The sequence below is a fragment of the Caulobacter sp. GW821-FHT09B11 genome (assembly GCF_059418205.1).
Window position 1 is genome coordinate 85,725 of the sequence record NZ_JBWKPK010000012.1, and the last position, 24,629, is coordinate 110,353.

The following is a 24,629-nucleotide window of genomic DNA, read 5'->3' on the forward strand; positions in this document are numbered from 1 at the left end:
CGCCACGCGTAGGGAGGCCCGGGCCGATGAAGATGTCGAAGTCGATCTGGCGCGGGGCGCTCGCGCTGGTGCTGTGCCTCGGCGCCGTCCAGGCCGCTCAGGCCCAGAGACGCGGCGAGGCTGGCGCGATCTTCACCGACAGCCTTTCGCGTGGCGGCTTCGTGCTGGTCGAGACGGGCAGGGCGCCGACGATCGTGGTCGATCCCGCCGACGCCGCCGTCGTGCGCCACGCCGCCGACGACCTGGCCGAGGACCTCAACACCGTCACTGGCCAGCAGGTCGCCGTGTCGGACGTCCCCGCCGGCAAGACCGCGATCCTGGTCGGAACCCTTGGCTCCAGCAAGGTTATCGACGCTCTGGTCAAGGCCAGGAAGATCGACGTGTCGCGGCTCTCCGGCGCCTGGGAAAGCTTCGTCATCGCCTCGGTCGACCGCCCGGCGCCCGGCGTCGACAAGGCCCTGGTGGTGGTCGGCAGCGACCGGCGGGGCACGGCCTTCGGCGTCTACGAGGTGGCCCAAGGCATGGGCGTGTCGCCCTGGGCCTGGTGGGCCGACGTCAACCCCGCTCACAAGGACAAGCTGGTCGTCGCCGCCGGCGTGCACCGCTTCGGCCCGCCGTCGGTCCGCTATCGCGGCGTCTTCGTCAACGACGAGGACTGGGGGCTCTATCCGTGGGCGGTGAAGACCTTCGATCCCGAGCGCGGCGACGTCGGCCCCAAGACCTACCGCCGGATCTTCACCCTGCTGCTGCGCCTGAAGGCCAACACCCTGTGGCCGGCCATGCACCACACGACCGCGCCGTTCAATTCCGATCCGGAGAACGCCAAGCTGGCGCAGGAGTACGGCATCGTCATGGGCTCGTCCCACGCCGAAGCCATGCTGCGCAACAATGTCGGCGAGTGGAAGGACGACCCGGCCAAGTTCAACTACGCCACCAATCCCGACGGCGTGAAGGCCTATTGGGAAGAGCGCGCCAAGGCCAACGGCCCCTATGAGAGCCTCTGGACGCTGGGCATGCGCGGCATCCACGACACCGGCATGGTCGGCCCCAAGACCATGGAGGAGAAGGTCGCCCTGCTGGACAAGATCATCGCCGACCAGCGCGAGGTCCTGGCCAAGAACGTCCCCGGCGACGTCTCCAAGGTTCCGCAGATCTTCGTGCCCTACAAGGAGGTGCTGGAGATCTACCGCGCCGGGGTGAAGGTCCCCGACGACGTCACCATCGTCTGGCCCGACGACAATTTCGGCTACATCCGCCAATTCCCCAGCGCCGAGGAAGCCGGCCGCAGGGGCGGGGCGGGGGTCTACTACCACCTGTCCTATCTGGGTTATCCGCTGGCCTATCTGTGGCTGGGCACGACCCCGCCGGCCCTGGTCCAGGAGGAGATGATCCACGCCTGGGACAAGGGCGCGCGCAGCGTCTGGATCGCCAATGTCGGCGACATCAAGCCGGCCGAGATCGGCGCCAGCCACTTCCTGGAGATGGCCTGGGACATCGACCGCTGGCGGGGCAAGACCCAGCGCCAGTTCCTGGCAGACTGGACCGGCCGCGCCTTCGGTCCCGCCCTCGGCGGCAAGGCGGCCGATCTGCTCGACGCCTATTACCGCCTGAACTTCGAGCGCCGCCCCGAGCATCTGGAGTGGCAGCCCCAGGCCGAGAACCGGCACCTGTCGAGCTACACGCCCGACGAGGTCAACGACCGCCTGCGCGCCTTCCGCAAGCTGACGGCCGACACCAAGGCGGCGACCGCCGACGTGCCGCCGCAACTGGCCGACGCCTGGTTCGAGCTGGTCGAGTTCCCGATCCGCGTTTCGGCGGCCGCCAACATGCGGTTCTTCGCGGCCGAGCGGTACAACGAGCTGGTCGACAAGCAGCAGGCCATGGCCCGCTCGGCCGGCGGCGCGGCCGTCGAGGCCCAGGCCGAGATCACGGCTCTCACCGACAGGTTCAACAACCAGGTCGCCGGCGGCAAGTGGCGCTGGCTGATGCCTGAAGAGCCCGCCGACAGCCAGTGGCGGATCTACCGCGCCCGTCCGATCCCGACGCCGAGCCTTGGCCTCGTCTCCGATCCGGCGGCGTTCCTGGCCGTGGTCGATGGCAATGCGCCGGCCAATTCGCCGATCTTCGAGGCCGAGGCTTTTGTCGCCAACACCGGCTGGCGTCTGGTCGAGGGCGTTGGGCGCGGTCGCGGGGTGATGCTGGCGGATGCGCCCGGCGCGACCCTGACCTTGTCGGTCGATGTCGCGAACGCCGATGGTCGCCGCGTCCAGCTGGGCGTCCTGCCGATCTTCCCCGACGGCCAGGCCCAGGACATCGCCTTCGACGTCAGCATCGACGGCGGCGCGCCCGAGCGCGTGACCCTGCCGCGCAAGGTCGGCTCGCCGGCCTGGGCCGAAGGCGTGCTCGACAACCTGCTGAAGCCTGTCGTTGGCCCGTCGCTGTCGCCCGGACGGCATACGGTGGTGGTGACGGCGCGTGTTGGGCGCGTGGGCTTGGACCGCGTGCGTCTGGTCCTGCCCGAGCAGGTGGCGACGCACGAGAACCATTGAGGAATGTGATCGTCATCCCGGAAAGCCCGCAGGGCTTATCCGGGACCCAGGGGACTGGGCGCGGCGCCGAGATCATCCACCCGAGCGGTCGCCGGCGCAGTGCGGCGGCCCCTGGGTCCCGGCTCTACGCGCTGCGCGCTACGGCCGGGATGACGACCTCAAATGCGAAACCTGTCGGCGGGCTTGAGCGGCTCAAAGCCCGTTCGGCGGCGCGGTGAAGGTCGTCGCCCAGGCCGACGGCGCCGGCCCCATGGTCAGCTCCAAAACCCCGCCCTTGGCCAGTTCGTCATGGGTGATCCAGGCGCGGTCGATCGGCTTGCCGTTCAGCCTCGCGGCCGTGACGTAGCGGTTGGCCTCCGACGCCGCCGGCGCCGAGACCACGAAGGTCTTGCCGCCCTCCAGCGCGATGGCGCTGCGCGTAAACACCGGCGAGGCGATGTAGTAGTAGGGCTGGCCCGCGTTCGGATAGAGCCCGACGGCGTTCCAGACGTACCAGCTCGACATCGCGCCGGCGTCGTCATTGCCCGGCAGGCCGGTGCGGGTGGCGCGATAGTGCTTGGCCATCAGTTGGCGGGCGATCTCGGCCGTGCGGTCGGGCCGCCCGGCGTGGATGTAGAGGTAGGGCGCCAGGATGTCGGGCTCGTTGCCCTGCGAATAGTGGCCGTCGAACAGGTGGTCGAGCCAGGTCACGAACCCCTTGGCGCCGCCCGTCTTGGCCATCAGCCCGGCCACGTCCTGCGGGACATAGGTCGAGTATTGCAGCGCGTTGCCCTCGTAGAACACCGCGTCCCACCACGGCCCCGAGCGGTCGGGATATTCGTAGGTGCAGCTGTAGTTCTCGACCCACTCGCCGTTGGGATAGCGGGGGCGCACGCAGCCGAGACTGTCGTCCCAGATGTTCTTCCAGTTGCCCGAGCGCGCGATGTAGCGCCTGGCGTCCTCGGTCTTGCCCAGGGCCTTGGCGACCACGCCGATGGCGTAGTCGTCATAGGCGTATTCCAGGGTGCGCGAGGCCGAGCGCGTCTGGGTGAACGGCACGTAGCCGAGCTTCAGATAGTCCTTCAGCACGCGGCCCTGCAGGAAGGGCTGGTCGCTGTCGACCTCGCCGTTCTTGCGCAGAGCCTCGTAGGCCAGGGGCAGGTCGAAACCGCCCAGCTTCTTGACCACGGCGTCGGCCACCAGGATGTCGCCGTTCGAGCCGCCCTGGGTCATGCCGTTGGCCCCGGCGATGCGGGAGTCGGGCATCCAGCCGGTGTGCTTGTAGGTGTCGATCAGTGAGCGGAGCATGTCGCGCTGCCGCTGCGGCTGGATCACCGTCATCAGCGGATGCAGCGTCCGGAAGGTGTCCCACAGGGTGTAGAAGTCCTCGTAGTGAGGCTCGTCGGACTTCCACCAGACGTTCTCGCCGCTCAGGTCATGCGGCATGGTGTGCGAGCGGTAGAGGGCGGAATAGAAGATCCGCTGCTGCTCGTCGCTGCCGCCCTGCACCTGCATCTTGCCCAGGGCCTGCGCCCACTCGGCGCGGGCGGCTTCGTGGTAGGCGTCGAAGTCCCAGCCGGGCATTTCCTCGGCAAGGTTGGCGCGGGCCTTGTCGGCGCTGACGAACGACACGGCCAGCTTCATCTGCACCTGGCGGTCGGTGGTGGTGTCGAAGGTCAGCCAGGCGCCCAGGCGGTTGGAGAACTCGCGCTCGGTGTCGTACTCGATCATCAGGCCCTGGCGGTTGGCGGGGCTCTTGACCTGCGACCCGCCTTCGGCGCGTCCCTTGCCGGGCTTGGCCTCGAACCAGCCCTGGCCGGCCGTCCACGAGCCGAAGGCCTTGGCCGGGCGATCGACGACGGCGTGGAAATAGAGGGTGTAGGGCGTGGGGTTCCAGCCGCCCTCGACCGTGACCTCGCCGGCCAGGGTGTGGTCGTCGATCAGCTCCACCTTGGCCAGCCGCACCCGCTGGCCGCGCCCGCGCATGGCGACTACCGAGCTGACGTCGAAGATCAGCTGGCTCTGTGCATTGGCCGGATAGGTCAGGCGCTGGAAGCCGACCCGGCGCGAGGCGGTCAGCTCCACCTTGATGCGCTCGGCCTCGCTGTTGCCCAGCCCCACGGCGTAGTAGCCGGGCGAGGCCTGTTCATCGGTCTTGCCGAAGTGCAGGTGGTTCAGCTTCAACGGCCCCACGGTGGGCGTGACCCGGAAGTTGCCGTACTTGCCCGAGCCGCCCGTGCCGCTGACGTGGGTGTAGCTGAAGCCGATGATCGGGCTTTTGGAATCGTAGCCGTTGGTGTCGGCGTTGGTGGTGTCGGGGCTCAGCGACACGAAGCCGAACGGCACGCCGGCGCCCGGCACGGTGTTGCCGCCGGTCACTCCGCCGCCGTCGACCCCGACGAAGGGATCGACCTTTGCGGTCAGGTCAGGCGGTCCGGCCTGTGCCAGGGCCGCCAGCGGGGTCGAGATCATGACCGCGCCCAGCAGAAGGGCTCGAAAGGAACGCATCGTCGCCATCCTGGATACTGGCCGAGTCGAGTCAGGCCTTGTGGGTGCGGGCGTAGTGGTCGAAGGCGACGGCCGCGACAATGATCAAGCCGATCACCACCTGCTGGAAGTACGAGGTGACGTGCATGATGACCAGGCCGTTGGACAGGACGCCTATCAGCAAGGCGCCCAGTATGGTCCCGCCGACATTGCCCGAACCGCCCGACAGGCTGGCGCCGCCGATCACCACCGAGGCGATGACCCGCAGCTCGTAGCCGGTGCCGGCCACGGCCTCGGCCGAGCCCAGGCGCGCCGATAGCAAAAAGCCCGACAGGCCGGCCAAGGCGCCGATCACGGCGTAGACGCTGGTGACGACGAAATCGACATTGACCCCCGACAGCCGCGCGGCCTCGGCGTTGCCGCCCACCGCATAGACCTGCCGGCCGTAGCGGGTGTAGCGCAGCACCACGTGGCCCACGGCCGCCACCAGGGCGAAGACGACGATCGGGACCGGCACGAACAGGATCTGGCCCGTGCCCCACCAGCGATAGGCCGCGTCGAAGCCCGAGATCGGGCCGCCGTCGTTGAGCAGCAGCGTCGCTCCGCGCCAGACGGTCATGCCGCCCAGGGTGACGATGAAGGCCGGCACGTGCAGCTTGGTCACCACCTTGCCGTGGACGTAGCCGGCGACCAGACCAACGGCGCTGGAGATCGCCAGGGCCACGAACCAGGCGGCGGGCGAGCCGCCGATCAGGTTCGTGACGACATAGGCCGCCGCGAGCGAGGCGCAGGCCAGCAGCGAGCCCACCGCCACGTCGATGCCGCCGATCAGGATCACATAGGTCATGCCGACCGCGATGATCCCGTAGATCGACACCTCGCTGAGGATGTTCAGCGCGTTGCGCAGCGTCAGGAAGCGCTCGTTGACCGTCCCGAACACGGCGATCAGCAGCAGCAGGAACAGGATCGTCCGGTGCTTGCGCGCGAAGGCCAGCAGGTCGAAGCGGCGGCCGGGCGGCGGGACGGCGCGCTCGGCGGCCGGGTCGGGAGAGAGGGTGGGGGAGGCGGTCATTGCGGGCGGTGTTCCATTCCTGACGAGACCGGCAGGCCGCCGGTCGCCATGTAGGCCATCAGGCCCTCTTCGGTGGCCGTTTCGGCCTCGAGATCGGCGACGACCGCGCCTTCGCGGAAGACGACGATGCGGTCGCTGACGGCCATGACCTCGGCCAGTTCCGACGAGATCACGACGATCGCCACGCCCTGCACGGCCAGGTCGCACAGCACCTGGTGCACCTCGGCCTTGGCGCCGATGTCGATGCCGCGCGTAGGCTCGTCGACGATCAGCACGCGCGGGGCCAGGGCCATGGAGCGGCCCAGCAGCACCTTCTGCTGGTTGCCGCCCGACAGCTTGCCGATCGCGGTCTCCTGGTCGGCCATCTTGATCCGCAGCTTCTGGCGATAGGTCTCGACGAGGTCGCGCTCGGCGTTCTCGTCGATCCACTGGCCCATGCGGCTGAGACCGCCCAGGCTGGGCAGGCTGAGATTGTGGCGGATCGAGTGGTCGAGGAAGCAGCCCTGCTGCTTGCGGTCCTCGGGCACCAGCATGACCCCGGCCTTGATGGCGTCGCGCGGCGACTTCAGCTTCAGCGGCTTGTCGTCCAGCTTGATCGAGCCACTAGCAATGGCGTCGGCGCCGAAGATCAGGCGGGCCAGGTCCGTGCGGCCGGCGCCGACCAGGCCGGCCAGGCCGACGATCTCGCCGGCGCGAACCTCCAGGCAGACGTCCTTCAGATAGCCCGGCGCGGCGACGCGCGGCCGGCGTGGAGAGACGCTTTCGACCTTCAGCACCACGGGACCGGGCTCGCTCGAGCGGACGCGGCGCACGAACTCGACGTGGCGGCCGACCATCAGCCGGACCATGTCGGAGACCTCGACGTCGGCCACGTCGCCGCTGGCCACCCAGCGGCCGTCGCGCATGACGGTGTAGCGGTCGCACATGGCCTTCACCTCGGCCAGGCGGTGCGAGACGTAGATGACGCTGACGCCGCGCGCCTTCAGGTCGGCGATGATGGCGTGCAGGCGATCGACCTCGCGGCTGCTGAGCGCGGCGGTCGGCTCGTCCATGATGATCAGCCGGGCGTTCAGGGTCATCGCCTTGGCGATCTCGACCATCTGCTGCTCGGCGACGGTCAGATGACGGACGGTCTCGTCCGGATCCAGCGGCAGGCCCAGTTCGTCCAGAAGCTTCCTGGCGTCGTCGCGCAGGCGCGCCCAGTCGATCAGGCCCAGCCGCTTGGGCTCGCGGCCGAGATACATGTTCTCGGCGACGCTGAGCTCGGGGAAGAGGTTGAACTCCTGATAGATCGTGGCGATGCCAAGCTGCTGGCGGCGCAGCGGCGTATCGCGCGGGTCCAGCGCATGGCGGTCGAACGTGACGGTTCCTCCGTCGGCCGCGTGGGCGGCCGACAGGATCTTGATCAGGGTCGACTTGCCCGCGCCGTTCTCGCCCAGCAGGGCGTGGACCTCGCCGTTTCCGACGGTCAGCCGCACATGGTCGAGGGCCAGCACGCCGGGGAAGCGCTTGCTGACCTGGCTGACGTCCAGGAGGGTCATGGCGACCTACTTGACCTCGGAGATGCGCGAGGCCTGCGTCAGGTTGGCGCTGGTGATCAGCACCGGGGTCAGGCTGACCGACTTGGGCGCCGCGCCGGTCTTGATCTTATCGACGGCCTGGCGAAGGGCGGTGCGGATCTGCTGGCCGGGGTTCTGCTCCACCGAGGCGACCATCTCGCCGGTCTTGATGCGGGCCAGGGCCTCGGGGATGGCGTCGAAGCCCAGCACCTTGATCTTGTCCTTGCCGAAGCCGGCGGCGCGCACGGCCTCCAGCGCGCCCATGGCCATGTCGTCGTTCAGGCACAGGATCACGTCGGGCGGGCTGTCGTGCATCGAGGTCAGCACGTTCTGGGTGACGGTCAGGGCCTGGTCGCGCTTGGAGTTGGCGGTCTGCTCGGTGACGATCTTGAAGGCCGCGCCGCCGGCCGCCAGGCCTTCGTGCACGCCCTTGACCCGCTCGATCGAGCTGGAACTGCCGGGGTCGTTGGTGATCACCACCACGCGTGCGCCGGCCGGATAGGTCTTGACCACCCAGTCGGCCATGGCGCGGCCGCCGGCCACGTTGTCGGCGCCCACATGCGGCACGGGCGGCGTCGCGCCGGCGATGTTGCGATCGACCGAGATCACCGCCACGCCCTGCTTGGCCAGTTCGTCGGCGGCGGTCGCCAGCGCCTTGGAGTCGGTCGGGGCGACGATCACCACCTTGGCGCCCTGCACGGCGGCGGCCTCCAGGTCGGCGATCTGCTTGGCGGAATTGTTCTGGGCGTCCATCACCTGGACCTTCACGCCCAGCTTGGTCGCCTCGTCTTCCAGTTCGCGGCGCATGGCCACGAAGAAGGGCTGGGAAAGGTCGTTGAAGCTGACCACCACCTCGGCGTCCTGGCCGCCGCGCGAGCAGGCCCCCAGCAGTCCGCTCGCCGCCGCCGTCAGCCCCAGTCCGGCTGCCAGACCAAGGAGGCGCCGACGCGACGTCAGGGGGCGGATCATGGCGTTTCTCTACTCGCTAATGGACTTGATTATCGGATGCTGGGCATCGCTTTCGTTGGCTGACACAAAAGTGGAAGGCATATTCCATGTCAAGGTCATCTGGGAAAGTGTGTTTCATTTTCGCGTGCGGCGGTGTAGGGGGTTACCGCTGTCATCGACGAAGCTCGCTCCGTTCGATCCGGAGCCTGACCGATGTCGTTCCGCAACGCCAGGAGCGTGGAAAGACAATCCTGATTTGGCGGGAAATGGAACGGCCGCGATCGGCCCTTCCATGACGCTCTGGAACAACTGAGCGGCGTCTCTCCCCTCTGAGACGCCGTTCCTTTTTCCTGGATCCCGGCGTCCCAGGAACGCCGCGGCGATCAGAGCGCTGCGAAGGCCGCCGGGACGGGGCGATCGGCGGCCATGGCGCCGGCCTTGCGGAAGTCGGCGGCCAGCCCGGCCTGGTAGGCGACGAAGTCCGCATCCAGCGCCGCCGGACGCCAATGCTGGCGATCCACCGTGTAGCGGGCGACGTCCTCGGGCGAGCCCGTCGCGCCGGCCAGGGCCTTGGCCGCGATGTCCGGATGCGCGTTGGTCCAGGCCGCTGCGTCCCTGACCCGCGCCAGATAGTCCTGCAACAACGGCCGGCGCTCGGCGATGGCCCGTTCGGAAGCCACCTGCAGCAGGTAGTTGCGCACCAGCCCCAGCCCGTCGACGCCCAGGCGAACCTGATCGTGCAGCAGGGCCGCGCCGATGAACGGCGGCCAGGTGGCCCAGCCGTCCACCGCGCCGGCGCTCAGGGCGGCCTTGGCCTCGGCCGGCGAGAGGAAGGCCCAGTCGATGTCGTCGGGCGAGAGGCCGGCCCTGGCCAGGGCCCGCAGCACCAGGAAATGGCCGGCCGAGCCGCGCGGTACGGCGATCCGCTTTCCCTTCAGATCGGCGGGACCATGGATGGCCGAGGCCTTGGGGACCAGCACGCCCGAAGCGCCGGCGACGTCTTCGGCCCGCTGGGCCTGCACGGCCTTGATCGGCTTGCCGGCCTGGTAGGCGAACTGGAACGAGGCGTCGCCGGTAGTGGTGACGTCGACGGCGTCGGCGGCCATCGCCTGCAGCACCTCCTGGCCGGTGGAAAAGCTGCTCCACGCGATCTCGTAGGGAGCGCCGGCGAGGACGCCGGAGGCTTCCAGCGTCGCCCGCATCGGACCCGTCAGGGCGCCGACCCGCAGGACGGGCTTCGTCGCCCCCCTACAGGCGGCCAGCAGCAGCGGGGCGGCCAGGATCGAGCGGCGCGTGATGAGGGCGCTCGTCACAGGCGCACCACGGTCTTGCCCAGGCTCTTGCCGGCGATCAGGTCGACGAAGGCCTGCGGCGTCGCCTCCAGGCCGTCCCGCACCTGCGTCTCGACGCGGATCGCGCCGCTGCGCAGCCAGTCGCCGACGCTGCGCTGGAAGGCGGGCCAGAGGCGCTGGTGGTCGCGGACGTGATAGGACTTCAGTTCGACCTGCGAGGTCATCATCCGCCAGGTCCAGGCGCCGGCCGGTTCCGCGAAGGGGACGGCGCTGTCATAGGCCGAGACCATGCCGCAGACGGCGACCCGGCCGTGGGGATTGATCAGCGACAGGGCCGCATCCAGCTGGCCGCCGCCGACATTGTCGAAATAGACGTCCAGGCCGTCGGGCAGGGCGGTCGCCAGGCGCTCGCGCCAGTCGTCCTGCTTGTAGTCGATCACCGTCTCGACGCCGGCCACGTTCGCCAGCCAGGCCTGCTTGTCGGCGGAACCGACGGTGGCCACCGTCCGGCAACCGATCAGTCGGGCCAGTTGGACGGCCAGGCTTCCGACCGACCCCGCGGCCGAGGAGACCAGCACGCTCTCGCCGGGGCGCGCGCGCGCCACCTCGATCAGGCCGACATAGGCGAAGAAGCCGCCCACCCCCAGCGGTCCCATGTGCCATTCCAGCGGATCGTCGCCGGCCGGGATCCTGCGGGTTTCCTCGCCTCGGCCGACGGCCAGGTCGCGCAGGCCTTGATAGTGGCCCACCAACTCGCCGGGGGCGTAGTCGGGATGGCGAGACTCCAGGATCTCGCCGATGGCGAAGCTGTGCAGTCCCGCGTCCAGGGGGGCGGTTCCATTGGCGAAGAACACCCGTCGAACCGGATCTATCGACAGGAAGCGGTTGGCGATCAGGAACTCGCCCGGCGCGAGGTCCGGCAGGACCCGTTCGGCGATGGCGAAGTCATCGGCGCTCAAGGGGCCGTCCGGGCGGCGGATGATGTGCACCTCTCGGGCGGTGCGGGGACTGGAGGTCATGGCGGCTCTTCTTGCGATGTCGGGGGCTGTTCCTGGGGGAGCGCCGCCGCCCGCTCCTGCGTGGGCGGCGGCGTCCGGAGCGAGGTCAGAAGCTTCGGCGGACCTCCAGATAGACCGTGCGCGGATCGGTCCAGCTGGCCGAATAGAAGGTGTGATAGGCCGGCGAGCCGTTCGTCGTGCCCAGGCCCGACCAGACCAGATAGCGGCGGTCGAGAAGGTTGCGGCCGCGCAGCGCCGCCCTCCAGGCGCCATCGGGGCTCTTCCAGCGCAGCGCCGCGTCCAGGAAGGTCTGCGGCGGCATGCGGTTGTAGGGGCTGTTGGCCGCGGTCAGGAAAGTGGCGCCCTGGTAGGAGAGATCGACGCCCAGCGTCAGCTCGCCGGGCAGGCCGACGGGCAGGCGGTAGTCGCTGGCGATCCGGCCCTGGAACTTTGGCGCATTGGGCAGCGGCGAGCCGGAGTGCGCCGAGGTCGGCACGACCGCGCCGCCGGCCAGCACCACCTGGCTGTAGGTTCCGCGATAGGTGTCCAGTTCGGTGTCGAGCCAGGAGGCGGTGGCGTCGAGGCTCCAGCCGGCCGTGACCTGGGCCGCGGCTTCGAGCTCGATGCCGACCGAATGGCCGTCGCCGGCGTTGAAGCGTCGGCTCATCGCCGTCAGCGGGTCGTAGGCGCTGATCTGGATGTCGGTGAAGTCGTTCCAGAACACCGCGCCGTTCAGGCGCACCCGGCCGCCGGAAAGATCGCTCTTCACCCCCGCCTCGTAGGTGGTGACCTTCTCGGGCGCATAGGGCGTCGTGGCCTGGCGCGAATTGGCGGGGCTGTTGGCGCGGAAGTCGAAGCCGCCGGACTTGGCGCCCTGGCTGATCGAGGCGTAGGCCTTGACCCCCGGCGCGGCCTGGAAGGTGGCCGACAGCCGCGGGAGCAGCTGGGTCCAGCTCTTGTGGGCCTTCACATGCCAGGCCGTCGCGGTCGGCGAGCCGTAGAGGATCGCCAGTTCGTCGGCGACCTGGGAGACGTCGGTGACCGTGAAGGTGTGATCGCCGCCGGCGATCAGCCAGCTCAGCGTCTCCTCGGTCGTGTGGCGTTCGAGATTGTAGCGCAGGCCGCCGGTCAGGGTCAGGCGCGGGGTCAGGTCGTAGTCGGTCTGGACATAGGCGGCGGCGTTGTAGGTCTTCTGGTCGATGGCGGCGTGGACAGGGGTGAAGACGATCCGGTTGGGCGAGCCGTAGAAGGTGGTCGAGGCGTTGACGTTGCGCCGGGTGATCCAGTCTTCGTAGAGCAGGTAGATCCCGGCCACGACGCGGGCCTTGCCCGTCGTCCCGCTCAGTTTCAGGTCCTGGGACCAGGCGTTGTCGTAGTAGCGCAGCGGCGAGGAATTGCGGGCGAAGCGGTCGCCGGTGTTGTCGTAGTTGGCGTGGTCCTCGAACACCCGCCAGGCCGTGACGCTGGAGAGCTGCCAGGCCGGCGACAGCCGGTAGAGCGTGGTCGCCGTCACGCCGGCCTGCCGATAGCGGTTTTTGGGATAGATCGGCGAGTTCAGCGCGTATTTGTCGGCGTTGAGCAGGTTGCCGTAGCCGCGATTGAGGCTGTCGTCGGCCGTGCCGTCCACGGCCAGGGTGAAGTCGAGGTCCGCGGTCGGCGTGAACCGCAGCTTGGCCCGCGCCTGGGTCAGGGCGATGTCGTTCTCGCGGCGGTTCAGGGTGCGATTGTAGTCGGTACCGTCACGCTGGTGGCGGCTGATGGCGAAGCTGCCATAGACCTTGTCCTCGATGATCGGGCCGCTGACGAGGCCGCCCAGCTTGATCTCGTCGAACGAGCCGTAGCCGGCCAGCAGTTCGCGCCGGACCTGGTTGTCGGGAACCACGGTGGTCAGCCGCACGGCGCCGCCCTCGACCTGATGGCCCAGGTGGACCACCGGGCCGCGATCCACCTGGATGTCGGCGATGTCCAGAAGCTCCTGCATCGCCCCGAGATTGCGGGTGATGTAGACGCCGTCGATGAAGGTGCCGACCGAGGGCTCGCCCTGGGCGTCGAGTTCGCCGATGCCGCGCAGGAAGTACTGGGCGGCCGAATAGCTCATGGTGTTGCGCGGCTGGTAGAGGTTGGGCGTCAGGTTGACGAGGTCCAGCGTGCTGGCCACGCCCCGGCGCTCGAGAACGTCCGCCGTCAGCACCGAGATCGAGGCCGGGTCGCCCTGGGCCAGGGCCGCCTTGCGCTCGGCTTGCCGGGCGGCGGTGACGACCACCCGATCGACCTCGGCCGTCGAGCCGTCGGGCGTCTCTGCAGCGATGTCGTCGGCCGCGCGCGCGGCCGAGAGGCTGAGCAGGGCCAGGGCCGCGCCGGCGGCGAGGCGGCGTTTGAGGCGCGGATGCGCCGGCGTTTGGATGTGTCGCAAGGTATCCCCCGGAACTGGTTTCGGCTTCTGGGCAATTCCACGCCGGGGCAGTGCGATCAAGCGAAGGTTTTCAATATAAATCATTGAAAATAAAGATGTAATTTCAAGTTATTGGCGTGCGAAGACGCTCCCGACGCGGCGTGAAGGGAGGGCGTGAAAGCAGGGCGGGCGAACCCTCAGGAGGCGGCGCTGACGGCGGCCGGTGGTCGGTGCGGCCAGGGTGGGCGGTCAACGCCCAGCCGCTCGCGCAGGGTCGGTCCTCGATGCGACGCCCCGATCAGGCCTCGCCGCGAGAGCTCGGGCAGCACCAGCGCGATAAAGTCGGTAAGGCCGCCGGGAAGGGTGGCGGGCATGATGTTGAATCCGTCGCAGCCATGAGCCTCGAACATCGCCTCCAGCGCGTCGGCGACATCGACGGGATCGCCGACCACCTGCCAATGGCCGCGACCGGGCGCCAGGCGCTGATAGAGCTGGCGAACGCTGAGGCCTTCGCGGCGGGCCAGGTCCAGCACCAGCGACTGTCGGCCCTGGGCGGTCTGCGACGGCGGCCGGGCGGGCAGGGGCCCGTCCAGGTCGAGCGGCGGCAGAGGCGCGCCTCCCGACAGGTTGCGCAGGAGGTCCAGGCCCACGGTCGGGTCGACCAGGGCCTGCAGGGTTTCGAGCTTGGCCCGCGCCTCCTCCCGGGTCGGGGCGACGATCGGCACGACGCCGGGCAGGACCTTCAGGTCGCCCGGGCGGCGGCCGTGGGCGGGCAGGCGGCCCTTGAGGTCGGCATAGAAGGCCGCGGCGCTCTCGGGGCCGGACTGGGCGGTGAAGACGAGGTCGGCGGTGCGGGCGGCCAGGGCCTTGCCCGGCTCGGAGCTTCCGGCCTGGACGATGATCGGCCGGCCCTGCGGCGCGCGGGGAATGTTCAGCGGACCCCGAACCCGGAAGTGCTCTCCGGCGTAGTCGAGGCGATGCAGTCCGGCCGGATCGAAGAAGCGGCCGCCGACGCGATCCTCGACGAAGGCCCCGTCGTCCCAGCTGTCCCAGAGTCCGAGCACGACGTCGACGAATTCCTCGGCCCGGGCGTAGCGCTCGGCGTGCGGGATCGGCCGCTGGTGTCCGAAGTTGAAGGCCGCGCCGGGATCGGCCGAGGTGACGGCGTTCCAGCCGGCCCGGCCGTCGCTGAGGTGGTCGAGCGAGGCGTACTGGCGGGCCAGGACGTAGGGGTCCGAAAAGCTGGTGGAGGCCGTGGCGACGAGCCCGATCCGGCTGGTGGTCGCGGCCAGGGCCGAGAGCAGGGTGAGCGGCTCGAAGCCGTAGATCCCGTTGTGGGCCTTGCGGCTGGCGGCCTCCGGCGACTCCAGCTGCACCTCCACGAAGTCGGCGAGGAAATAGAGGTCGAAGCCGGCCGTCTCGGCCTGTCGGGCCAGGGCGACATGCTCGTCGAGCCGTCGCATGGTCCAGGCGGCCGGATCGCGCCAAGCGGCCACGTGGTGGCCGGCCGGGTGCACGAACAGCCCCAGGATCATGGTCTCGCCGCCTCGGCGCATCGGGTCTCCTCGCCCTCCCGGATGGGGGAGGCGGACCCTAGGCGTCGATGGCAGAGGCGATAATCCCGGCGATTGTCCGGTTATTGCGGACGATTTTGTCCGCTATGCCGCGCTCAGGCGCTGGGCCGACGGTTGGGCGGGCAGCAGGGCTCCGGCCAGGAAATCTACGAACAGCTTGACCTTGGGCGAGTTGAAACGGCTCTGCGGCCAAAGCGCCCGGAAGACGCCGCGATGGGCCACGTGCTGGTCCAGCACCGGGACCAGGCGCCCATCCTGCAACTGGGCGTGAACGGCGTAGTCGGGCAGGCAGGCCAGGCCCATGCCCTGTTCGGCCATCTGCACCAGCGGCTCGATCGTGCTGGCGACCACGCTGCGCGGCAGGTCCAGGGAAAGCTCCGCGCCGTCCCGCAGCAGCCGCCAGGGCGCCAGCTTGCCGGTGGCCGGATACTTGTGATGCAGGCAGGCGTGGCCGAGCAGGTCCTCGGGCGTCTCGGGCGCGCCATGGCGCGCGAAATAGGCCGGCGCGCCGACCAATCGGTGGCCGAACGTGCCCAGCGTGCGGGTGATCAGCTGGGAGTCGCTGGCCTCGCCGGTGCGCACCACCACGTCGAAGCCCTCGTTGATCAGGTCGACGATCCGGTCGGTGAAGTCGAGATCCAGCTCCACGGACGGATAGGCCCGCATGAAGCCGGTCAGGGCCGGCATCATCAGCATGCCCACCAGCGGCAGGCTGACGCGCAGGCGCCCGCGCGGCGCGCCCTGGCCTTCCGTCAGCTCGGCCTCGGCCTGGGCGATCTCGCCCTGGATGCGCTGGCAGCGTTCGAGGAAGATCTCGCCCTCCGGCGTCAGGGCGATGGAACGGGTGCTGCGATGGAAGAGGCGCACCCCCAGGCGTTCCTCCAGCCTCGCCACCGCCTTGCCGACGCCCGACGACGAGATGCCGAGATTGCGGCCCGCCAAGGTGAAGTTGCGGGTCTCGGCGGCCTGGATGAAGACGTTGAGTTGGCCGAAATTATCCACGCGGGGGTCCTCTGCGACTGTCTGCGACGGCCCTCGCCGACATAGAGACCCACGCGCGCCTGCGGACGCAAGTGAGGTTTGCTCAACACAAGATTGTGCAACGGCAATGCCCCGTCCTCGCGCCATTGCGGACGATCCGGTCCGCTCTCTGTGGACCTCTAGCCGCCTTCCGCGCCCGGGCGCTCAAGGCCGATGATGCCGCACCGCCGCGAGGACGCCATGGACGACGTGATCGGATTCATTCTGGAGCTCGACAAGCTCAAGGGCGTGACCCGCAAGGTCAAGCCGCTGGGCCTCGAGCGCTACGAGAACCCCGCCGAGCACAGCTGGCAGATGGCCCTGGCGGCCACGGCGCTGCAGCCCTACGCAGCCGAGCCGGTGGAGCTGTCGCGGGTGATATCGCTGCTGCTGGTGCACGACGTCGGCGAGATCGACACCGGCGACGTCATGGCCTTCGTCGAGACCGGCCTCGCCGAGCGCAAGGCGGCCGAGCGGCGGGCCGTCGAGCGGATCTTCGGCGTCCTGCCGCAAGGCCAGGCCCAGGCGCTGATCGAACTCTGGGACGAGTTCGAGGATGAGGCCACGCCCGAGGCGCGCTTCGCCCACGCCATCGACCGGGCTATGCCGGTGCTGCTCAACCTCGCCAACAACGGCCAGAGCTGGCGCGAGAACGGCATCAGCCACGACCGCGTGGTCGCGCGGGTGGCTGAACCGATCCGGCGCGGCTGCCCCGGTCTCTGGAGCCATATCGAGGCCAGGCTGGGCGCCGCGCGCCAGGAGGGCCTGTTCGGTGCCTAAGCCGCACGCCTCGGAGACGATCCTGGCCCTGACGGCGGGGGTCGTGCTGGCCTCGATGATCGCGCTCAACAGCCGCCTGGCGCATTTTTCGTCGCCGCTCCTTGCGTCCTGGGTCGCCCATGGCGTGGGCACGGTGGCGGCCCTGATCGCGGTCCTGGCCTGGCGACGCGCCGCGCCTTCCGCGGTGGGTGCGGCGTCGCCGCCCGGCGGCGGGCGCTGGCCGCGCTGGATCTATCTGGGCGGCGTGCCGGGGGCGCTGACCGTCCTGCTGGCGGCGATCACGGTCAACGGACCGCTGGGTTTTTCGGGGACCCTGGCGCTGATGCTGGCCGGCCAGATGCTGTTCGGCGTCGCGGCCGACCGCTTCGGCTGGCTGGGCCTGGAGCGGCGCGCGCCGACGGCCGGCGGGCTCCTGGGGCTCGGGCTGGTGCTGATCGGCAGCCTCGTCATCATCGCCGCGGCGGGCTGACCATGCTGGTCGCCGTCCTCATCGCCCTCTCCAACGGCCTCTGCATCGGCGTCAGCCGAGGGATCAACGGCCATCTGGGCCGCCGCGAGGGCGCCTTGCGCGCCTCGCTCTGGAACCACGTCGTGGGCTTCGTCTTCCTGTCGGCGCCGATCGCGCTGCAGGGAGCAGCGGCCTTCCGCGTCGGCCCGGCCCCTTGGTTTGCGTGGATCGGCGGCGTCCTGGGCGTGGCCTTCGTGGCCCTCAACAGCCATGTCGTGGTGCGGCTGGGCGCCAGCCGCACGGCCGGCCTGGTGGTCGGGGCCCAGATGCTGACCGGCGTTGCGATCAGCAATCTCGGCGCGGCGATCGACGGGCGCACCCTGGTGCGGCTGGCCGGCGCGGCCCTGATCGTCGCCGGGATCTGGCTGGCCAACAATCCAGGCGCGATCGCGAGACTGCGCCCGGCGCTGGCGGCTCAGACGGGCGAGCCGAAGTAGCGGTCGCCGAAATCGCCGATGCCCGGCAGCATGTAGGCGTTCTCGTTCAGCCGCTCCTCGATCGCCGAGGCAACGATCCGCAGCTTGGGAAAGCGGCTGGCCAGGACGGTGACCCCCTCGGGGGCGGCGATGAACGCCACGAAGACGATGTTCTCCTCGGCCACCCCCTGTTGCAGCAGCAGGTCGACGGCCGCCACGGCGGTGCCGCCGGTGGCCAGCATCGGATCGAGCAGCAGGACCTGGCGGCCGGCGATGTCGGCCGGGAGGTTCTGGTAGTAGAACTTCGGCGTCTTGGTGACCTTGTCGCGCTGGATCAGGATCTTGCCGATCCGCACGCCGGGAATGATCGCCCGCAGCTCGCCCTCCATGCTCTCGCCGGCCCGGATCACCGACACCCCGCAGATGTGCTCGGCGAAGGCCAGGCCCTCATAGGCCCGGCCGACCGGCGTCTCGACGGATCGCGACGCGAAGGGCAGGAGGTCCAGAGCGCTTTCGAGCAGCAGGCGAATGATGCGGCCGCTGTAGTGGACGAAGTCGGCGCGCGAGGCGGCGCGATCGCGCACGACCGTGTGCAGGGCGCGCAATTGCCGCGTCTGGGGCAGGACGTGCAGGCCCGCCTCGATCGACGGACGGGCCGGGACCGGAGCTTGGTCGAGCGGCATAGGGGTCTCCTTCAGGCCTCGTTGTCGGCCGGTTGTTCGAAGCTTGGGGGCAGGAGCGGGGTCTTGGTGAACTGCGCGGCGGCGATGCGGTAGACCGTGCGTCCACCCGATCGCCGCCACAGCTTCTGCAGGACGTAGGCGAGCTTGGGGTTGTGCTCTTCCTCCTCCAGCACCGCACGCGCGATGATCGCCCGCCAATCGCCGGCGCGCTCGGGGCTATCGACCTCGTCCCGATCGGGCAGGGCGGCGGCCAGGGCCTCGAGCTTGCCCGGCTTGGGCACGAGCTTTTCGCCCAGCGCGATGGCCAGGGCCCCGACCCAGTAGCCTTGGTATGCGGCGCGGGCGTCGGCCGGGGACAGCCGCGAGGCGATGGTCTCGACCGCATGCAGGGCGGTGATCAAGTGCAGGACGACAAAGTCGCCCGGGAAGGCGAGGTAGAGCAGGGTGACCGCTTCGAACAGCGCCTCCCAATCTTCCGCTTCCGGCGCCTGGCCCGCGCCCGTCGCCCACGGCGGCAGGCCGTAGATCAGCGGGTGACCGTGGGCGGCGCTGCGGGCGATGCGGTATTGCAGGCCCGAGCGGGCCAGCTCCGGATGGATCGTCTGGGCGCCGGGCGAGCGGGTGTCGGCCTGGGCCGCCTGGAGACGCCGCGCCGCCGACGGATCGGCATGCCAGGCTTGGGCGATGCGCAACAGGCTGTCTTGCGGGGAGGCGTCCTCAGCGGCGGTCGCGTCCGCCGCCGCGCGCTCGGCATGGACCGGGACGTGGGTGAAGACCATGTAGGCCAGCCCCTCGATCGCCATCCAGCGGCTGCCCGCATCCAGTCCCCAGCCCAGATGGATCGTGGCGTGGGTGAAGGCGCCGATCCACCCCGTGAGCAGTTCAGGACCGTAGAGCGCGACGACGCCGTCCAGGCCCAGGCGCCGTTCCTCGGCGTCGAAGAAGGCGCAAAGGGCCGAGTAGCCTCGCCGCTTGCCCAGGAAGTCGCGCCAGGTTTGGTGCGTCACCACGAGGTCGGAGGTTCTGGCCGGCTCCAGTCCGTAACCGTAGGTCGTCAGCTCGGCGTAGTTTTCATAGTAGGCGAGGATCTCGTGCGGCGCGGTTCCAAGGCCGGCCAGGGCCACGACCGCGTGCTTGGCGTGGTTGGTCAGGTGGCCGTTGAACTCGATGTGATAGGCGCGGTCGGCCAGCAGGGTTTCGACGATGTTCCCGCTCATCGGACGAGCTCTCCCTGGGCGGCCGGACGAGGCTGAGGCGCCGTCAGCGCCGCATAGGCCGCAGCCAGCCTGCCGCCGAGATGGGCGGTGTGGACCAGGACGGCCGCATTGGCCTTGGAGGCGCGGCCGTCGGTAGCCGCATCCACCGCGCGCATCAGCCGTTTGGTCAGTCCCGCCCCGCTGACCCCTTCGGCCTCGGCGCTGGCGACGGCGTCGGCCACGGCGGCCTCGATCGCCTCGCCGTCCAGGGCCTCGGCCTCCGGAATGGGGGCGGCGACCAGCACGCCGCCGGTTCCGCCCAGGGCCCAGTGCAGGTCGATCGCCCGGGCGATGGTCGAAAGATCGTCCAGGCGCTGGGGGCTGGGCACGCCGCTGGAGCGGCAATAGAAGGCCGGCACCTCGTCGAAGCCGTAGGTGACCAGCGGCACCCCTTGGGTCTCCAGCACCTCGGCGGTCAGGTTGAGGTCGAGGATGGTCTTGGCGCCGGCGCAGACCACGGCGACCTTCGAGCGGGTGAACTGCACCAGATCGGCCGAGACGTCCCAGCTCTGGGCCGCGCCGCGGTGCACGCCGCCGATGCCCGCCGAGGCGAAGACGGCGACGCCGGCCAGCTCGGCGATGGCCAGGGACGAGGCGACCGTCGTCGCGCCCTTGCCGCCGCGCGCCAGGGCGAAGGGCAGGTCGCGGGTCGAGACCTTGGGGATGCCGGGCTCGGTGGCGAAACGCTCGATCGTGTCGCGGTCCAGGCCCACCAGCAGGCGGCCGTCCTCGATGGCGATCATGGCCGGAACCGCGCCGCCGGCCCGCACGGCCGCCTCGACCGCCAGCGCGGTCTCGACATTGTCGGGATAGGTCAGGCCGTGGGTGATGACGTTGGATTCCAGCGCCACGACGGGCCGGCCGGCGGCGAGCGCGGCGCGGACCTCGGGCGCCAGCACCAGCCGTTCGGCCAGGCGATTGGGATCGATCTGGGGCAAGCCGTCCTCCTTCAGGCGATGTCGTAGCCGGGGCGGCGCACCAGCAGGCCGAGCCGGTCGTGCAGTTCGGGAACCACCACCCGATCGCGCCAGGTCTCGGGCGTCACCGGTTCGAGGGCGACGGAGACCGTGGCCTCGCCGACGTCGAAGGTTCGGGTGATCAGGTCGACCAGGCCCTCGACCAGGGTCTGTCGGGCCTCGGGCGTCAGGTCGCGGGGGAAGTGCTTGATGTTGACGTGGGGCATGATCAGGCGGTCTCGGCAATGGTGCTGGGGGAAAGACGGGCGGGAGTGGCCAGGGCGCGTGCCAGGGCCTCGACTCCGGCGGGCTTGAGCAGGGCGTAGTGGTCGATATCGAGTTCGATCACCCTGGGCGGGGCGGCGCTGTAGCCGCCGGCGCCTTCGATGAAGGCGTAGTCGTCGCCCCGGGCCTTGAAGAGGGTGACGGGCGCCTTGATCCGGCGGTGTTGCAGCTCCTCGAAGCTGTAGCGGAATTGATAGGTCGCCCGGACGATGGCGGCGATGCGGACGGCCAGTTCGGCGTCGAGGCCGAAGCGCGCGGAGACGAAGGCCGCAAGGCTCGCATCTTCGCGGACCTGCTCGCGCCAGGCCTTCAGGTCCGGATGATCGAGGGCCCCGGCATAGACCGAGAACAGGATCGCCGAATAGGCGGGGTTGTCGTAGCGCGGACCGGCGGGCGTCGCGGGCAGGTCGAGCCTGGGCGAGCCCGGCGCGATCAGGTGCAGGGCCTCGACCGTTTGCCCCGCCTGCTCCAGTTGGTGGGCGGTCTCGAAGGCCACGCGCGCGCCGAAGGAGTAGCCCCAGAGGGTGTAGGGGCCTTCGGGCTGGAGCTTGCGGATGACCTCGATGTCGGCGGCGGCCATGGCCTGGATGTCGCCATGCGGGGTCTCGCCGGCGTTGATCCCCAGCGCCTGCAGCCCGAACACCGGGCGCTCGCCGCCCAGGCCCTTGGCCAGGGCGCGCAGGTTCATCGGATAGCCGCCCAGGCCCGGCCAGCAGAACACCGGCGCGCCGGTTCCATGGGCCCGAAGCGGCGCGGCTCGCGAGGCCTGCTGCGTGTCGCCCGCCTCGACCCTGCGCGCCAGGGCGGAGATGGTCGGGGCCTCGAACAGCGCCTGCAGCTTCAGCGCCGCGCCGAGGGCGGCGTTGATCCGGTGGATCAGGGAGACGGCGGTCAGCGAGTTGCCGCCCAGGGCGAAGAAGTCGTCCTCCACCGAAACCTGGTCCAGCTTGAGGGCGGCGCGCCACAGCGTCTCGATGGTCTCCTCGGCCTTGGTGCGCGGCGCCACGTGAGCGCGGGCATTGCTTTCGCCCAGCAGGTCGCGGCGGGCCTCCAGCGCCTTGCGGTCGACCTTGCCGTTGGCGGTCAGCGGCAGGGCGTCGAGGATCACCAGCCGGCTGGGGGCCATGTAGGGCGGCAGGGTCCGTCGCAGGTCGGCCGCGATCAGTTCGGCCGGCCCCTGCATGTGCACGGCGTCCTCGTTCATCCCTTCGCTGTCGATCTGGTCCTGGGACAGGCGGCCGCCGACGCAGAAGTACGAGGCCCCGACCTCACGCCCCAGCAAGGCGGCGATGCGCCGGGCCGAGGGCAGGTCTTCGCCTGACTTCGACGAGTATCCCGACGACATCAGCCCCAGGGAAAGGCCGTTTTGCTGCAGGCGCTGCAGCCAGCGGCCGAGCTCGATGTAGCGCAGCCAGGCCTGCGGATTGTCGCTGGTCAGGGTCAGGCCGAAGCCGGCCCGGTCGTAGACCTGCTGGTTGATGGCGATGACGTGCTTGCGCTCGATCCGGCCATCGGCGACGTGGACGAGCGTCCCGTCGGCGTTCAGTCGGTGCTGCCCTGGGGGCAGCCCCTCGAGCCGTCCCTCCAGCGACTGGACATGGGCGGCCAGGTGAGGCGTCGGGGCGGTCGCGCCCAGCGGCGACAGCGGGAAGGCCCCCAGATAGACGTCCCCTTCGCGGCCGGTCAGGGCGGCGGCGAGCGGGCTGTGCTCGACCGGCGTCCCGATCGCCAGGCCGCGCTCGCCCAGAACCTGGTCGAACAGGCCCAGCATGTGGCCGGCCTCGAATTCCAGCACCTCCTGGACGTTGCTGCGATAGACCGCCGAGATCGCCGGGCGGCGGCCGACCAGATGCAGGGTGACGCCCGGACTTGCCGAAGCGGCGCCGGCGATCCGGGCCAGTCGGTGATGGACCGGGTGATAATAGTACGTCCCCTCGGCCAGGCCCGGCAGGCCGACGACCTCCAGGTGCAGCTGCACGGCGTAGAGCGCGCCCGGGGAGGCGTAGGCGTATTTGGGCAGCAGCCGTTCGGGGCTCTGGTGCTGGCCGAACTCCCGCAGCAGGGCGCCCAGCTCGTCGAGCGACAGGCGCTCGGGCGCGCGGGGCGGGGCCTGGACAGGTTCGGCCGCGAGCAGGGCCTGGACGTCGGCCAGGCGCGTGGGGCCGCCCTCGAAGAAACGGAAGGTCTTGCGGGCGAAGGCGCGGCGGCGCTGGGCCGGCGTCGCTTCGAGGCCGGGCAGGTCGACGGCGGCCAGGCCGGCCAGCTCGGCGTCCTGCTTGAGGCCGGGGTTGGACAGCTGCGCGCGCACCTGCAGGCGGCTGGCCTTGGATTGGTGATGGGCGCCGGCCCGGCCCTGGTCCATCAGCGCCGCCTCGCGCGGGCTCAGCTCGACATAGGCGATGAGGTTCCTGTCGCCGCGGGCATCCTCCTGGGCGACGACGGCGGCGGTCTTGACCCAGTCGTGGGCCTCGATGGCCAGGCGCACCTCGTCCAGCTCGATGCGGAAGCCGCGGATCTTCACCTGGTCGTCGGCCCGGCCGACGAACTGCGCCGCGCCGTCGGGCGTGGCGAACACGAGGTCGCCGGTGCGGTAGAGCCGGGCGTCGGGAACCTCGGGGCGGAACGGGTCGGGGATGAAGCGGTCGGCGGTCAGGTCGGGCCGATGCAGGTAGCCGCGCGCCAGCTGGGCGCCGCCGATCCACAGCTCGCCGACGGCCCCGTCCGCCACCGGCCGGCGATCGGCGTCGAGCACGTGGTAGGTCGTGTCGGCGGCTGGGCGGCCGATGCTCACCGCCGCGGCCGGATCGCCCACGGCGCCGCGCTCGACGCGCCAGCTCGAGCTGTTGATGGTGCACTCGGTCGGACCGTAGAGATTGACCAGGCCGGCCCAGGGCAGGGCGTCCAGCGCGGCGCGCGCCAGGGCGTTCGACAGCGCCTCGCCGCCGCTGAACAGGCGCGCCAGGGTGCGCGCCAGGCCCAGGCGCTCGGTCTCGACCAGGGCTCGCAACAGGGTGGGCACCACCTGCAGCAGGGTGATGCGATGTCGTACGACGAGGTCGATCAGCAGGTCCGGATCGCGATGGGCGCCGGGCGGGGCGGTCACGACGGTGACGCCGAGGGCCGGGGCCAGCAGCTCCCATTGGCCGGCGTCGAAGCTGATCGGGGTCTTCTGCAGGAGCGTCTGGCCTGGAACCAGGCCATGCTCGCGCGCCAGCCAGCGCAGTTGGCCGACGATGCTGGCCTGCTCGATCATCACCCCCTTGGGCCGACCGGTGCTGCCTGAGGTGTAGATGACATAGGCCAGGTCGCGCGCGCCCGACAGCGCCAGGGCTCGCCGCGGCGTCTCTTCGCCGCCCACGGCCAGGGCTTCCTCGATGACGACGATCGTCGTGCCGGGCGGGGCGAAGGCTTCCACCGTGGCGGCGAAGCGGGCCTGGCACAGCACGATCCGCAGGCGGCTGTCCTCGATCATCAGGCGCAGGCGCTCTTCGGGATAATCCGGGGCCAGGGGCAGATAGGCCGCGCCGGACAGCACGATCCCCCAGACGCCGGTGATCAGCGCGGCCGAAGGTTCGGCGAACAGGCCTATGACCGCGTCGCCGGCGGCGCCGGCGGCGATCAGCTGGGCCGCCACGCGACCGGCCCGCTCGACGAGGTCGCCGGTCGTCAGGCGGGTGTCGCCCTCGATGACGGCGACGGCGCCCGGATCGGTCTCGGCGCGGTCCAGCAGGAGGGCGGCCAGGGTTTCTCGCGGTGGAGCGCCGGCGGTGGCGGCGGTGAAGGCGGCGGCGAAGATGGTCATGATCACCTTGCTCAATGTTACTGGCGCGCCTCGTCAGGCTCCGCCTTCAGTTGTGCGGAGGCGATCGCGCCAA

General features: G+C 70.2%; 18 protein-coding genes and 1 pseudogene. 5 read left to right on the forward strand and 14 right to left on the reverse strand.

Features of this window, described 5'->3' with window-relative positions; genetic code table 11:
- Positions 1-122 precede the first annotated feature (122 nt).
- A pseudogene (locus AC07N1_RS11145) lies at positions 123-2,549 on the forward strand (glycosyl hydrolase 115 family protein); the annotation flags it as partial.
- A gap of 192 nt (positions 2,550-2,741) precedes the next feature.
- On the opposite strand, the gene AC07N1_RS11150 reads toward AC07N1_RS11145, so the two are convergent.
- The 4 genes from AC07N1_RS11150 to AC07N1_RS11165 are packed head-to-tail and all read right to left on the reverse strand — an operon-like array spanning position 2,742 to position 8,615.
- Positions 2,742-5,045 (reverse strand): GH92 family glycosyl hydrolase, encoded by a 2,304-nt coding sequence (locus tag AC07N1_RS11150; RefSeq protein ID WP_494671868.1) that lies wholly within the window; start codon positions 5,043-5,045, stop codon positions 2,742-2,744.
- Between the two features lie 22 nt (positions 5,046-5,067).
- Entirely contained in the window at positions 5,068-6,087 is a 1,020-nt protein-coding gene (locus tag AC07N1_RS11155) for an ABC transporter permease (protein ID WP_494671869.1), read from the reverse strand.
- Positions 6,084-7,628 (reverse strand): sugar ABC transporter ATP-binding protein, encoded by a 1,545-nt coding sequence (locus AC07N1_RS11160; protein ID WP_494671870.1) that lies wholly within the window; start codon positions 7,626-7,628, stop codon positions 6,084-6,086. The genes AC07N1_RS11155 and AC07N1_RS11160 overlap by 4 nt, the downstream gene beginning before the upstream one ends.
- A gap of 6 nt (positions 7,629-7,634) precedes the next feature.
- Entirely contained in the window at positions 7,635-8,615 is a 981-nt protein-coding gene (locus AC07N1_RS11165; protein ID WP_494671871.1) for a sugar ABC transporter substrate-binding protein, read from the reverse strand.
- Here AC07N1_RS11165 and AC07N1_RS11170 point away from each other — a divergent pair.
- Positions 8,614-8,907 (forward strand): hypothetical protein, encoded by a 294-nt coding sequence (locus AC07N1_RS11170; protein WP_494671872.1) that lies wholly within the window; start codon positions 8,614-8,616, stop codon positions 8,905-8,907. The genes AC07N1_RS11165 and AC07N1_RS11170 overlap by 2 nt on opposite strands.
- 70 nt (positions 8,908-8,977) lie before the next feature.
- Here AC07N1_RS11170 and AC07N1_RS11175 read toward each other — a convergent pair whose 3' ends face one another.
- From AC07N1_RS11175 to AC07N1_RS11195, 5 genes are all read right to left on the reverse strand, one after another.
- Positions 8,978-9,907, reverse strand: a complete 930-nt coding sequence (locus AC07N1_RS11175; RefSeq protein WP_494671873.1) for an aliphatic sulfonate ABC transporter substrate-binding protein — start codon at positions 9,905-9,907, stop codon at positions 8,978-8,980.
- Positions 9,904-10,905, reverse strand: coding sequence for a zinc-binding dehydrogenase (locus AC07N1_RS11180; RefSeq protein WP_494671874.1), 1,002 nt, complete (start codon positions 10,903-10,905; stop codon positions 9,904-9,906). Before AC07N1_RS11180 ends, AC07N1_RS11175 begins: the two co-directional genes overlap by 4 nt.
- Positions 10,906-10,990: 85 nt before the next feature.
- Positions 10,991-13,297 (reverse strand): TonB-dependent receptor, encoded by a 2,307-nt coding sequence (locus AC07N1_RS11185; protein WP_494671875.1) that lies wholly within the window; start codon positions 13,295-13,297, stop codon positions 10,991-10,993.
- A 176-nt stretch (positions 13,298-13,473) separates the two neighbouring features.
- Positions 13,474-14,832: an LLM class flavin-dependent oxidoreductase gene (locus tag AC07N1_RS11190; RefSeq protein ID WP_494671876.1), complete on the reverse strand. Its 1,359-nt coding sequence runs from the start codon at positions 14,830-14,832 to the stop codon at positions 13,474-13,476.
- Positions 14,833-14,934: 102 nt separating this feature from the next.
- Complete coding sequence (locus AC07N1_RS11195) at positions 14,935-15,852, reverse strand: LysR family transcriptional regulator (protein WP_494671877.1); 918 nt, start codon at positions 15,850-15,852, stop codon at positions 14,935-14,937.
- A gap of 219 nt (positions 15,853-16,071) precedes the next feature.
- On the opposite strand from AC07N1_RS11195, the gene AC07N1_RS11200 reads away from it, so the two are divergent.
- From AC07N1_RS11200 to AC07N1_RS11210, 3 genes are read left to right on the forward strand one after another with little or no spacing between them, the layout of a single operon-like run.
- The gene (locus AC07N1_RS11200; protein WP_494671878.1) at positions 16,072-16,650 is read left to right on the forward strand and encodes an HD domain-containing protein; all 579 of its coding nucleotides are present in this window, start codon (positions 16,072-16,074) and stop codon (positions 16,648-16,650) included.
- On the forward strand, positions 16,643-17,119 hold the full coding sequence (locus AC07N1_RS11205; protein ID WP_494671879.1) for a DMT family transporter: 477 nt from the start codon (positions 16,643-16,645) through the stop codon (positions 17,117-17,119). The genes AC07N1_RS11200 and AC07N1_RS11205 overlap by 8 nt, the downstream gene beginning before the upstream one ends.
- A 2-nt stretch (positions 17,120-17,121) precedes the next feature.
- Positions 17,122-17,595: a DMT family transporter gene (locus AC07N1_RS11210; protein WP_494671880.1), complete on the forward strand. Its 474-nt coding sequence runs from the start codon at positions 17,122-17,124 to the stop codon at positions 17,593-17,595.
- On the opposite strand, the gene upp is transcribed toward AC07N1_RS11210, so the two are convergent.
- The 5 genes from upp to AC07N1_RS11235 are packed head-to-tail and all read right to left on the reverse strand — an operon-like array spanning position 17,574 to position 24,556.
- Positions 17,574-18,257: a uracil phosphoribosyltransferase gene (upp, locus tag AC07N1_RS11215; RefSeq protein ID WP_494671881.1), complete on the reverse strand. Its 684-nt coding sequence runs from the start codon at positions 18,255-18,257 to the stop codon at positions 17,574-17,576. The two genes, AC07N1_RS11210 and upp, sit on opposite strands and share 22 nt — an antisense overlap.
- A gap of 11 nt (positions 18,258-18,268) precedes the next feature.
- A complete protein-coding gene (locus AC07N1_RS11220) occupies positions 18,269-19,474 on the reverse strand; it encodes a questin oxidase family protein (RefSeq protein WP_494671882.1) in 1,206 nt (401 codons plus the stop codon).
- Positions 19,471-20,451, reverse strand: coding sequence for a pseudouridine-5'-phosphate glycosidase (locus AC07N1_RS11225; protein ID WP_494671883.1), 981 nt, complete (start codon positions 20,449-20,451; stop codon positions 19,471-19,473). The genes AC07N1_RS11220 and AC07N1_RS11225 overlap by 4 nt, the downstream gene beginning before the upstream one ends.
- Before the next feature lie 11 nt (positions 20,452-20,462).
- Entirely contained in the window at positions 20,463-20,696 is a 234-nt protein-coding gene (locus tag AC07N1_RS11230) for a tautomerase family protein (protein WP_494671884.1), read from the reverse strand.
- Between the two features lie 2 nt (positions 20,697-20,698).
- Entirely contained in the window at positions 20,699-24,556 is a 3,858-nt protein-coding gene (locus tag AC07N1_RS11235) for a non-ribosomal peptide synthetase family protein (RefSeq protein WP_494671885.1), read from the reverse strand.
- Between the last annotated feature and the right edge of the window lie 73 nt (positions 24,557-24,629).